10 protein-coding genes are annotated in these 11856 nt (G+C 67.9%); 3 read left to right on the top strand and 7 right to left on the bottom strand.

Annotation, left to right across the window (positions count from 1 at the left end; all coding sequences use genetic code 11):
• Positions 1-2 precede the first annotated feature (2 nt).
• On the top strand, positions 3-212 hold the full coding sequence (locus tag FO470_RS06835; protein ID WP_144342209.1) for a hypothetical protein: 210 nt from the start codon (positions 3-5) through the stop codon (positions 210-212).
• 9 nt (positions 213-221) lie between these two features.
• Here the strand turns inward: FO470_RS06835 and FO470_RS06830 are convergent, their stop codons facing one another.
• The 7 genes from FO470_RS06830 to FO470_RS06800 all read right to left on the bottom strand — a co-directional run bounded on the left by FO470_RS06830 (position 222) and on the right by FO470_RS06800 (position 9663).
• Positions 222-2036 (bottom strand): acyltransferase family protein, encoded by a 1815-nt coding sequence (locus tag FO470_RS06830; protein ID WP_186291875.1) that lies wholly within the window; start codon positions 2034-2036, stop codon positions 222-224.
• Between the two features lie 178 nt (positions 2037-2214).
• Entirely contained in the window at positions 2215-2655 is a 441-nt protein-coding gene (locus FO470_RS06825; RefSeq protein ID WP_144342207.1) for a BA14K family protein, read from the bottom strand.
• Positions 2656-2871: 216 nt separating this feature from the next.
• Positions 2872-3306: a GlcG/HbpS family heme-binding protein gene (locus FO470_RS06820; RefSeq protein ID WP_144342206.1), complete on the bottom strand. Its 435-nt coding sequence runs from the start codon at positions 3304-3306 to the stop codon at positions 2872-2874.
• Positions 3303-4844: a tripartite tricarboxylate transporter permease gene (locus FO470_RS06815; protein ID WP_144342205.1), complete on the bottom strand. Its 1542-nt coding sequence runs from the start codon at positions 4842-4844 to the stop codon at positions 3303-3305. The genes FO470_RS06820 and FO470_RS06815 overlap by 4 nt, the downstream gene beginning before the upstream one ends.
• A gap of 11 nt (positions 4845-4855) precedes the next feature.
• Positions 4856-5368, bottom strand: coding sequence for a tripartite tricarboxylate transporter TctB family protein (locus FO470_RS06810; RefSeq protein ID WP_144342204.1), 513 nt, complete (start codon positions 5366-5368; stop codon positions 4856-4858).
• 153 nt (positions 5369-5521) lie between these two features.
• Positions 5522-6544 (bottom strand): Bug family tripartite tricarboxylate transporter substrate binding protein, encoded by a 1023-nt coding sequence (locus FO470_RS06805; protein ID WP_144342203.1) that lies wholly within the window; start codon positions 6542-6544, stop codon positions 5522-5524.
• A 143-nt stretch (positions 6545-6687) separates the two neighbouring features.
• Positions 6688-9663: an FAD-binding and (Fe-S)-binding domain-containing protein gene (locus tag FO470_RS06800; RefSeq protein WP_144342202.1), complete on the bottom strand. Its 2976-nt coding sequence runs from the start codon at positions 9661-9663 to the stop codon at positions 6688-6690.
• A gap of 189 nt (positions 9664-9852) precedes the next feature.
• On the opposite strand from FO470_RS06800, the gene FO470_RS06795 reads away from it, so the two are divergent.
• Together FO470_RS06795 and FO470_RS06790 are read left to right on the top strand one after the other, a co-directional pair.
• Positions 9853-11058, top strand: a complete 1206-nt coding sequence (locus tag FO470_RS06795; RefSeq protein WP_144342201.1) for a pyridoxal-phosphate-dependent aminotransferase family protein — start codon at positions 9853-9855, stop codon at positions 11056-11058.
• Positions 11059-11126: 68 nt separating this feature from the next.
• The gene (locus tag FO470_RS06790) at positions 11127-11852 is read left to right on the top strand and encodes a GntR family transcriptional regulator (RefSeq protein ID WP_244616728.1); all 726 of its coding nucleotides are present in this window, start codon (positions 11127-11129) and stop codon (positions 11850-11852) included.
• The last annotated feature ends 4 nt before the right edge of the window (positions 11853-11856 follow it).

The raw sequence follows: 11856 nt of genomic DNA, 5'->3' as shown, positions 1-11856 counted from the left end.
TCATGTATCCGAACGAACAGCATCCCCTGCGCCACCGCCGCCATCGCCCGACCCGCTATGCGAGCACCCACGCACTGATGACCCGCATGGCGGTGATGATGAGCGTGCTCTTCGCGCTCAGCATGGTTCTCAGCCATCTGAGCCGGCCGGACAGCGCCGACGCGCCGGCGGCAGCGCCGGGCGATACGCTGGTGCCCACGACAGCGCGCTGAGTCAGGGTCCTATTGCCGCTCGGCCACGGCCGCGTCCGGCAGCCGGGCGGCGAGCAGACGCGCCGCCGTCAGGCTCGGATGATTGTCGTCGAACAGCAGCGGCTTGCCCTCCGCCAGCATCGAGCACTCGCCGTCCTGGCAGAACACATCGGCCGGGCGCAGCACCCGCACGCGCGGATCGAGCCCGGCGAGCAGCGCCTCGAACCCGTCATCCGCCGCCCGGAAGCGCGCCTCCCGCCCGAAGGCGAGATGGGTCGGCACGTCGTAGCCGGGGCTCGGCATCGGCCCCATCAGCACGACCTCGCGTCCCCGCTCCGCCAGCGCGTTGGCCGTGGTGACGATGCCGGCGAGCGCTTCCGGCTGCAGGACGCGATAGTGAGCGGCCAGAACCACCGGCCCGCCGTTCCCGGCCGACAGCTCCGCCAGCACCCGGTCATTGTGCGCCCGGCAGTCCGGGCGCGGCGCGGGCGCGTAGCCGAGCGCCGGCGGGCAGGCCGAATAGGTGATCATGGTGACGCGGTAGCCGAGATCGGCCAGCGCCGAGGACAGCTCGATCCCATGGCTGTCCGCCCACACCGTCACCTCCCCCTTCGTCCCGTCGCCGCGCGTGCAGTAGCCGCCGGGACGGCCGATGCCGGAGGCGATATGGCAGTCCAGCCGCAGCGGGCTGATGTCGTAGCGCGCCCGGTCGAAAGTGATCTGCTGCGCGTCGAGGCCGCCGAGATTGCCCCGCGCCGCCCGCAGCACGCCCCCGGCCGCCAGTACCGCCACGACGCCCACCGCCGTGGCGGCGAGCAGCCGGCGCGTCGGCATGGCCGTGCGGTCGCGGAAGGGCTGTTCGACAAAGCGCCACGAGAGATAGCCGAGCAGCAGGGAGACGCCGAGGATGATCACCGGCTCGGCCCGCCCGAGGTCCACCGCCCCGCTGCGGGCGAAGACGGTGATCGGCCAGTGCCAGAGATAGAGCGAGTAGGAGATGAGCCCGATCCCGACCATCGCCCGCGCCGACAGGAAGCGCCCCACCCACGTTCCCGGCGCGGCGAGGATCAGCAGCGCCGCGCCGAGCACCGGCAGGATGGCCGCATAGCCGGGGAAAGGCGTCGTGTCGTCGAAGAGGAAGATCGCGCCGGCCAGCATCAGCAGCCCGGCGCTCGCGAGCATCTGGTCGAGCCAGCGCGGCCGCCCGCCGGACGGCAGATAGCCGAGAAGCCCCCCGGCCAGCAGTTCCCAGGCCCGCATCGGCAGGAGATAGAAGCTCGCCTCCGGGTGGCGCGGCGTGAGCGCGACGCACAGGCCGAGCGACAGTGCGGCCAGCGCCGACAGCACGACGATCTGTTGGCGCCGCCCCCATCCGGCCACGGCCAGCATGACCAGCGGCATGAACAGGTAGAACTGCTCCTCCACCCCGAGCGACCAGGTGTGCAGGAACGGCTTGGTCTCCGCCGCCGCCGCGAAATAATCCGAGGTGAGCCAGAAATAGATGTTGGCGACGAAGCCCAGCGCCGCCATCGCCTGCTTCGGCACGTCGCGGTTCATCGTCGGCAGCAGGAAGACGCCGGCCAGCAACACCGTGACCGCGCTCATCACGATCAGCGCCGGCAGGATGCGGCGGATGCGGCGCTCGTAGAAGCGGGCGATCGACCACGCGCCGCTCTCCGCCTCGCGGCGCAGGATGGCGGTGATCAGGTAGCCGCTGATGACGAAGAAGACGTCGACGCCGACATAGCCGCCCGGCACGGCGGCGACGCCGGCATGGAAGAACAGCACGGCGAGGACCGCGACTGCCCGCAGCCCGTCGATATCCGCCCTGTAGGACAACGCCATTGCGCTCGTTCCGGCCCGGGATCGCGGCGGGAAAACCCGCCGCGTCGGGGACTTGTAATGCGCGGATGGCGGCGGGTTCAACCTTGCCGTCCACCCTCGTCGTCCATGCGGCAGCCGGCACCCAAAAGCAGAAAGCCCGGCCGGAGCCGGGCTTTCGTATCTTCCAATGCGTTCCGGCTCAGTAGGGCGAGACGCACTGCTGGCGCGGGGCGCCATAGGGCTGGAACGTGTTGTCCGAGACCCGATAGGAGCGATAGCGGTTGGCGCACCACTGAACATGCGCGTTGACGCCGCCCGCCCCATAGGACGGGGCCGGATAGGCCGGCGCCGGCTGGGCGGCGATGGCGCCACCGATCAGCGCACCGGCCGCGAAGGCAGCGGCGGGATACCACCAGCCATTATAGTTGCGATAGCCCGGGCGGTAATAGTTGTAACCGCGATGGCCATTATAATAGTGGCGGCCGCCATTGTAATAATAGCCGCGACGATAGCGCACCTGCTCCACATTGGAACCGGGAGCACTCAGGCCAGACGGCTTCCATGGCGCAGACATGGCGGGAACAACGCTGGACGTCACCAGGGTCGCAGCGGCAGCGAGAGCAAGCGTCAACTTCTTCATCGCGGCATTCCTCCGTAATACATTCCGTTACCGAAGTGGTAGCGAAGTGTCGATGAATGCTTGCTGAATGAAATCGGTCGGGAAAACGGCGGATCGACGGTTTCTTCCGCGCCAGCAAGCACCCGCATCATGCGGTATCCGACGACCTAACGCGCAAGGGGCGCACCACGTTCCCATGGCGCGCCCCGGCGTTCCTCACGAAAGAAGAATGAGGCGTCAGTCGGTGCCCGGATCGGCGGAGAACCCGGCAGCCACGATGCCGGCGGTCGCCGCCGCCTCGTCGTTCTCCGACGTGTCGCCGGAGATGCCGACGGCGCCGATCACCTCGCCGCCCGCGTCGCGGATCAGCACGCCGCCCGGCACCGGCACCAGCGCGCCGCCGGCGACGTGGCTCACCGCCGCGACGAAGAAGGCCTGCTCCTTCGCCCGCTTGAAGATGGAGCGCGAGCCCATGCCGAGCGACAGCGCGCCATAGGCCTTGCCGTGGGCGACCTCGAAGCGCTTCAGGCTGGTGCCGTCCTCGGCAGCCGACACCTTCACGGCGCCGCGCGCGTCGAGCACGACGATCGCCATCGGCTTGAAGTTGCCCTGCCGGCAATGGTCGAGGGCGGTGGAGAGGATGGTCTGGGCGGCTTTCAGGCTCAGGGTCATGGGCGGCTGCTCTCGCTGCTGGCCGCGCTCGCGGGCGAGGCGTGCCCGGAGCCGCGGATCATGTCGATCGCCCTCCCGATAAGCGGCCAGAACAACATGATCAAGGCCAGCGTGGTGATCGTGCCCACCAGCTTGTTCGACCAGAAGATGCCGATGCCGCCGTCGAGGCCGATCATCGACTGGCGGAAGGCGTCTTCGGCCTTGTCACCGAGCACCAGCGCCAGCGTCATCGGCGCGAGCGGGATGCCGATCTTCTTGAACACGTAGCCGACGATGCCGAAGCCCAGCATCAGCCAGATGTCGAACATCGCGTTCTGCACCGCGAAGGCGCCGACCGCGCAGGAGACGATGATCATCGGCGCGATGGTGGCGAAGGGCACGCGCAGCACCGAGGCGAAGAGCGGCACGGTGGCGAGCACGATGATGAGGCCCGCGATGTTGCCGAGATACATGGAGGCGATCAGGCCCCACACGAAGTCCTTCTGCTCGACGAAGAGCAGCGGGCCGGGCTGCAGGCCCCACACCATCAGGCCGCCGAGCAGCACCGCCGCCGTGCCCGAGCCGGGAATGCCCAGCGCCAGCATCGGCAGCAGCGCCGAGGTACCCGCCGCGTGCGCCGCGGTCTCGGGCGCCAGCACGCCCTCGATCTTGCCCTTGCCGAACTGGGCGCCGTCGCGGGAGAAGCGCTTGGCGAGGTTGTAGCCCATGAAGGAGGCCGCGATCGCCCCGCCCGGCGTTACGCCGAGCCAGCAGCCGATGGCGGAGGAGCGCAGCAGGGTCATCCAGTAGCGCGGCAGGGTGAGCCAGGTGCGCCACACCACCGAGAGGCGGATCTTCGCCTCCTGCCCCTTGAAGGCGAGATGCTCCTCCATGGCGAGCAGGATCTCGGAGATGCCGAACAGGCCGATCACCGCGACGAGGAAGTCGAAGCCGCGCAGCATCTCGATCGAGCCGAAGGTCATGCGCAGCTCGCCCGACACCGTGTCCATGCCGACCGCCGCCAGCAGAAAGCCGATGGTGAGCGAGATGATGATCTTGTGGCGCGCTTCCTTGCCAAGGCCGACGAAGGAACAGAAGGTCAGCAGATAGACCGCGAAGAATTCCGGCGGGCCGAAGCGCAGCGCGAAGCTGGCGATCCATGGCGCGAGGAAGGTGATCAGCATCACCGCGACGATCGAGCCGACGAAGGAGGCGGTGAAGGCGGCGGTGAGCGCCTCGGCCGCCTCGCCCTTCTGCGCCATGGGATAGCCGTCGAAGGTGGTCGCTACCGACCATGCCTCGCCCGGTATGTTGAACAGGATCGAGGTGATGGCGCCGCCGAACAGTGCCCCCCAGTAGATGCAGGACAGCAGCACGATGGCCGAGGTCGGGTCCATGGTGAAGGTCAGGGGCAACAGGATCGCCACGCCGTTCGGTCCGCCGAGGCCCGGCAGCACGCCCACCAGGATGCCGAGGCAGATGCCGACCAGCATCAGCATCATGTTGTGGGCGGTCAGGAGGACGCCGAAGCCGTGAAACAGGGAGTCGAGTGCTTCCATGGGGCCCTCCTCTAGAAACCGAACGCCGCTTCGAGCGGACCCTTGGGCAGCAGCACGTTGAACTGCATGTCGAAGATGTAGAACATGAGACCGGAGAAGATCAGGCCGGTCAGGATCGACTTCCAGACCGACAGCTTGCCGATGAAGATCATGAACGCCGAGACGAAGACGAAGCTCGCGACGTAAAGACCGAGGAGCTGTACCAGGAGGACGAAGAGGATCGTCGGAATGAACACGCGCAGCACGCGCCCGAAGGCCGAACGTCCGACGAAGATCTCGTCCCGCAGTTCCTCGCTGCGCAGCGCGGAAGCAATGCCGACGAGGCTCGCCCCGCCCAGCAGCACCGAGAGGTAGAACGGGAAGTAGCCCGCCTGCGGCCCGTCCGGCGCCCAGCCGGCCCCGATCCGCCAGTTGTCCCAGCCAAGGAAGACGGCGACGCACAGAAGAAGCGCCATCACCACGACTTCGACGCTGCGCGTCGACACCAGAGCGGGATCGACTTCCGCGTTCGGGTCATCGGACATCGGTATTCTCCAGAAGAAGGGGCCGGCCGGGAGGCGGCGGGGTCGCGGCGCCGCGCATGTGCGCGCCTCTCATTGCGAAGCCCGTCGGGCCGGCACGGCAGCAGACGAAAGCGATGCCGGCGCCCGCAAAGGGTGCGCCGGCACGCAGGCTCATCAGTTGGTGGCGACGAAGCCGGACTGGGTCATGAGGTCCTTGTAGAGGGCCTCGTCCTTCTCGAGGAACTTGACCATCTCCTCGCCCTTCAGGTCGGAGGGCTTCAGCGCCTGCTTCTCGAGATATTCCTTGAACTCGGTCGTCTCGACGAGCTTGCCGAGCAGCTCCTGATAGAATGCCACCTGGTCCGGCGTCACGCCGGACGGCAGGAACACGCCGCGCAGCATGATCCACTGGAAGTCGACGCCCTGCGACTTGCAGGTCGGGATGTCCTTCCAGGACAGATCGGCGGTGACCTTGGCCTCATAGTTCATCGGCTCGTTGTCGAAGACGCACAGCGCCTTCACCTGCCCGGCACGCCAGACGGCGATGTTCTCGGACGGGTTGTTGACGTTGGCCTTGATGTGGTCGCCGACCAGCTGGGTCGCCGCCTCGCCGCCCGACTTGTAGGGGATGTAGCTGAACTTCACCCCGGCGATCCGCTCGACCGCGGCGGCCAGGATGTGGTCCTCGCGCTTGGAGCCGGTGCCGCCGAGCTTGAACGAGCCGGCCGGCTCCTTCTTCACCGCCGCGAGGAATTCCTGCGCATTCGCATAGGGGGCGTTGGCGTTCACCCACAGCACGAAATTGTCGAAGGCGAGGATGCTGATCGGCGTGAGCTTGCGCCAGTCGAAGGGCAGCTTGTTGGCCAGCGGCAGCGTGTAGATGGCCGAGTTGGAGATGACCATCTTGTAGGGGTCGCCGGCGCTCGCCAGCATGTCCATCAGCCCTTCGCCACCATTGGCGCCGCCCTTGAGCGTCACCACGACCGGGGTGGGCGAGAGCTTATTGTTCTGGATCGCGGCCTGCATCATGCGGGCCATCTGGTCGGAGGCGCCGCCGGCGCCGGCGGGCACGATGATCTCGATGGGCTTGGTCGGCTGCCAGGCCGCGAACGCGGGCGAAATGGCGGGCGACAGGGCGAGCCCGGAAAGGCAGGCCGCGAGCACGGCTGCCCGTTTAGAGACGAGGCTCTCGAACATGCGTCATTCCTCTCTTGTGAGCGGCGCCCGATTGGTTCCGGGCGTCCAAAGCGTTTCCTGCTGTGTTCTTAGTCTTACGCATTTTTGCGTTATGCATTCATAATGCAAAACGGAACTGTTTAAATCAAGCGGACTTTTCGCCGCTATTCCGCCGCCTCCAGCTGGCGCGCCGCGCCGCCGGAGCGTGCCGCCGCGACGCTGCGCGCCAGCACCTCGACGACGTGGATCGCGTCGCGCTCCGCCCCGTCATGGATCTGGTGGCGGCAGGACGTGCCGTCCGCGACCACCAGCGTGCCGGGCTCCGCCTCGCGCACGGCCGGCAGCAGCGAGAGCTCGGCCATGGCGAGCGAGGTGTCGATGGTCTCGGCGTGATAGCCGAACGCCCCGGCCATGCCGCAGCAGCTCGATTCCACCACCTCGACATGGAGCCCCGGCACCAGCCGCAGCGCCTTCTCCACCGCGCCCATGGCGCCGAAGGATTTCTGGTGACAGTGTCCGTGCAGCAGCGCCTTTTCGGCCACCGGCGCCAGCGGCAGGTCGAAGCGGCCGGCATCGATCTCGCGGGCGATGAATTCCTCGATCAGCAGCGCATGGGCGGAAAGGCGCTGCGTCGCCTCGCCCGGCAGCATGGAGGGCAGTTCGTCGCGAAAGGCGAGCAGGCAGCTCGGCTCCAGCCCGACCACCGGCACGCCGCGGGCGATGAAGGGCGCATAAGTCTCGACCACCCGCCGCGCCTCCGCCTTCGCCTCGTCGACGAGGCCGGCGGAAAGGAAGGTGCGCCCGCAGCACAGCGCGCGCTTGGCGCCGTCCGCCGGGCGCGGCATGTGAACCCGGTAGCCGGCAGCGGTCAGCACCTCCAGTGCGGCGAGGATGTTCTCCTTCTCGAACCAGCGGTTGAAGGTGTCGGCGAACAGCACGACCTCGTGCCCGTCCGCCGGCCCGAATTCGGTCTGGTCCTCGCGGAAGGCATCGGCGCGCCAGCGCGGCAGGGTCCGGCGGGCGCTGAACTGGGCGACCACCTCCGAGAGCTTCGCCGCCCCCGGCAGCACGTCGCGCAGGTTCAACAGCCACGGCACGCGGGAGGCCAGCCCCGCATAACGCGGCAGATAGGCGACCAGCTTCTGGTGCAGGGTGATGCCCTTGGCCTTCGCCCGCGCCGCCAGCGCCTCGATCTTCATCTTGGCCATGTCGACGCCGGTCGGGCATTCGCGCCGACAGCCCTTGCAGGAGACGCAGAGCTTCAACGTCTCCATCATCTCGTCGGAGGCGAGCGCATCGGGGCCGAGGCGGCCGGAAATGGCGAGGCGCAGCGTGTTGGCGCGCCCGCGCGTCACGTCGCGCTCGTTGCGGGTCACCCGGTAGCTCGGGCACATCACCCCGGCGACCGCCTTCCGGCAGGCGCCGTTGTTGTTGCACATCTCGATGGCGCCCTGCAGGCCGCCGCCCTCGCCGGAATAGCCCGTCCAGTCGAGCGCCGCCTTGATCGGCTCCACCTTGTAGTCGGGGGCGTAGCGGAACAGGCTGCGGTCGTCGAACTTCGGCGCCCGCACGATCTTGCCGGGGTTGTAGAGCCCCTTCGGGTCGAAGCGGTCCTTCACCTCCTCGAAGGCGCGCACGAGGCGCGTGCCGAACATCGTCTCGTGGAACTCGGAACGTACGATGCCGTCGCCGTGCTCGCCCGAATGCGAACCCTTGTACTCGCGCACCATGGCGAAGGCTTCCTCGGCGATGGCGCGCATCGCCTTCACGTCCTTCTCGAGGCGCAGGTTCAGCACCGGGCGCACATGCAGGCACCCCTCGGAGGCGTGAGCGTACCAGGTGCCCTTGGTGCCGTTCTTCTCGAACACCTCCGTCAGCCGCGCCGTGTAGTCGGCAAGATGCGGCAGCGGCACGGCGCAGTCCTCGACGAAGGAAACGGGTTTGCCCGCCTGCTTCATCGACATCATGATGTTGAGGCCAGAGGTGCGCACATCGGCGATGGCCGCCTGCAACCCCGCCTCGTGCACCGGCACGACACCGCCCCATTTGGCCCCGGCGCGGTCCCAGCCGAAGCCGAGATCGCCCATCGTGTCTTCCAGCAGCTTCAGCCGGCGCGCGTTCTCGGCCTCGTCCTCGGCGAACTCCACCAGCAAGATGGCGTCCGGCGTGCCGCGCACGAACTGCTTCAGCGTCGCCTGGAACATCGGGATCTCGCTCGCCAGCGCGAGCAGCGTCGCATCGACCAGCTCGACCGCGATGGGCTTGAGCTTCACGAGGTGCTGGGCGGCGTCCATCGCCGCGTAGAAGCTGCCGAAATGGCAGGCACCGATCACCTTCTTGCCGATCAGCGGCCAGAGCTTCAGCTCGACGCGGGTCGAATAGGCGAGCGTGCCCTCAGAGCCCACGAGAATGTGCGCGAGGTTGTAGCCGCGCTCGTTCGGCACCAGCGCGTCGAGATTGTAGCCGCCGACGCGGCGCTGCACGCGGGGAAAACGGTCGGCGATCTCGCCCGCCTCGCGCGCGCCGAGGTCGAGCAGATCGCGCACCAGCGGCGCCAGCGGCGTGTCCGCCGGCAGGTCCGCGAGATTGTGGTCCACCTGCCCGAAATGCGCCTTCGCGCCGTCCGCGAGCATCGCGTCGATGGAGATGACGTTGTCGCGCATCGTGCCGTAGCGCAGCGAACGCCCGCCGCAGCTGTTATTACCGGTCATCCCGCCGATGGTCGCACGGCTGGCGGTGGAGACGTCGACCGGGAACCACAGGCCATGCTTCCTGAGCTGGCGGTTGAGATCGTCGAGCACGATGCCCGGCTCGACCACGCAGCGCCGGCCCTCGACGTCGAGTTCGAGGATGCGGTTGAGGTGCCTGGAGCCGTCGATGACGAGCGACTCGTTGATGGTCTGCCCGCATTGCGAGGTGCCACCGCCGCGCGGCGTGACGGGAATGCCCTCGGCGCGCGCCAGCGCGATCGCCCGCTCCGCCTCTTCCGTGGTGCGCGGCACGACAACGCCCAGCGGCATGATCTGATAGAACGAGGCGTCGGTGGCGTAGCGCCCGCGATTGAAGCGGTCGAACCACACATCTCCCGAAACTTCCGCCTTCAGGCGCCGCTCGAGTCCGGGCGCCAGTCGTGCCGCCATGATGCTTTCACTCCCTCACGTCCCTCGGTGCGTCCGTCTCACAAATCCCGTGAACGCCCCGTGGACTTGATCGCATTTTGCATTCATAATTCATTTATGCAAGATCAAGGGTGCGGGGAATGGCATCCCCGGCCTCATGTGCACAAACCGGCGCGTCTGATCGCCGCGCCGCCAAGGGAGAGAACACCGATGTCCAGCAATGCCGCCCGGGTCGCGGGTCGTCATTTCCTGCAGATTCCCGGCCCGACCCCGGTGCCCGACCGCATCCTGCGGGCGATGGACATGCCGACCATCGACCACCGCGGTCCCGAGTTCCAGAAGCTCGGCAAGCGCGTGCTGGAAGGCATGAAGAGCGTCTTCAAGACCGCCAATCCGGTCATCATCTACCCCGCCTCCGGCACCGGCGCCTGGGAGGCCGCGCTCGCCAACGTGCTCTCGCCCGGCGACAAGGTGCTGATGTTCGAGACCGGCCATTTCGCCACGCTGTGGAAGAACATGGCGATCAAGCTCGGCCTGCACCCGGAGTTTATCGCCTCGGACTGGCGCATCGGCGCCGACGCCGACGCCATCGAGGCCCGGCTGCGCGAGGACAAGAACCACGAGTTCAAGGCGGTCTGCGTCGTCCATAACGAGACCTCGACCGGCTGCATCTCGCGCATCGCCGAGGTCCGCAAGGCCATCGACAATGCCGGCCACCCCGCGCTGCTCCTCGTCGACACCATCTCCTCGCTGGCCTCGATCGACTATCGCCACGACGAATGGGGCGTGGACGTCACCGTCTCCGGCTCGCAGAAGGGCCTGATGCTGCCGCCGGGCCTGTCCTTCAACGCCCTCTCGCCCAAGGCGCTGGCGGCAGCCAAGAAGTCCACCATGCCGAAGCTGTTCTGGTCGTGGGAGGAGATGATCCCCCACAACGAGAAGGGCTACTTCCCCTACACGCCCGGCACCAACCTGCTCTACGGCCTCGCCGAGGCCATCGACATGCTGCACGAGGAAGGGCTGGACAACGTCTTCGCCCGCCACGACCGCCACGCCGAGGCGACCCGCCGCGCGGTGCGCGCCTGGGGCCTGGAGGTTCTGTGCCGCGATCCGAAGTACTACTCGTCCTCGCTGACCGCCGTGCTGATGCCCGAGGGGCATGACGCCGACGCCTTCCGCGAGAAGACGCTCGACCATTTCGACATGTCGCTCGGCACCGGCCTCACCAAGCTGTCGGGCCGCGTCTTCCGCATCGGCCACCTCGGCGACACCAACGACCTGACCATCCTCGGCGCGCTGTCGGGCGTCGAGATGGGCCTCGCCCTCGCCGGCGTCCCGCACAAGAAGGGCGGCGCGCAGGCGGCGATGGACTACCTCGCCGAGTGCGCCTCGAACCCGCTGCGCGCCGCTGCGTAAGCCCTTCCGCTCCGGCCGGCTTGCGAAATCCGCCGGCCGGAGCGATTTAAGGGGCGTTGGGAAATGTCATGCCGCGCCGGGAGCGCGGCATCTGGGAGAGCCGCCGCATGGCGATGTCGGACACGGCCATCATTCCGCGCCGCAGCCTGCATGACGAGCTGGCCGCGCAGCTGCGCGACATGCTCATGCGCGGCGATCTCAAGGCCGGCGACAAGATCTCCGAACAGGCCCTGTGCCAGCGCTTCGGCGTCTCCCGCACCCCGCTGCGCGAGGCGCTCAAGGTGCTCGCCAATGAGGGGCTGCTGATTCTCTCGCCCAATCGCGGCGCCAGCGTCGCGCGCGTGTCGCCCGAAGAGGTCGACGAGCTCTTCCCGATCATGGGCGCGCTGGAAGCGGTGGCGGGCGAGGCCGCCTGCGCCCGCGCCAGCGATGCCGACGTCGCGAGCGTGCAGGCCATGCACGATGAGATGCTGGCGTATTATCGGGCCGGCGACCCCGCCGCCTATCTGCGGCTGAACCGGGCGATCCACGAGAAATTCTTCGAGCTCGCCGGCAACCACGCGCTCAGCCAGCTCTACCAGACCCTCATGGTACGCATCCACGCGGTGCGCTTCATCGCCCAGAAGTCCAGCGAACGCTGGCGCGAGGCGGTGCAGGACCACGAGGAGATGATGGCCGCGCTGAAGGCGCGCGACGGCGTGCGGCTCGGCACCATCCTCAAGGAGCACCTGCGCCACAAGGCGGCGATGGTGCACGAATCGCTCGACCAGCTCGACAGCCACGCGGCGGAGTAGGACG

The sequence above is a fragment of the Ancylobacter moscoviensis genome, from assembly GCF_007559435.1.
GTDB classification, from domain to species: Bacteria; Pseudomonadota; Alphaproteobacteria; order Rhizobiales; family Xanthobacteraceae; genus Ancylobacter; species Ancylobacter moscoviensis.
The sequence above is the reverse complement of the archived record's forward strand: the minus strand, read 5'-3'. Positions and strand labels throughout refer to the sequence as shown.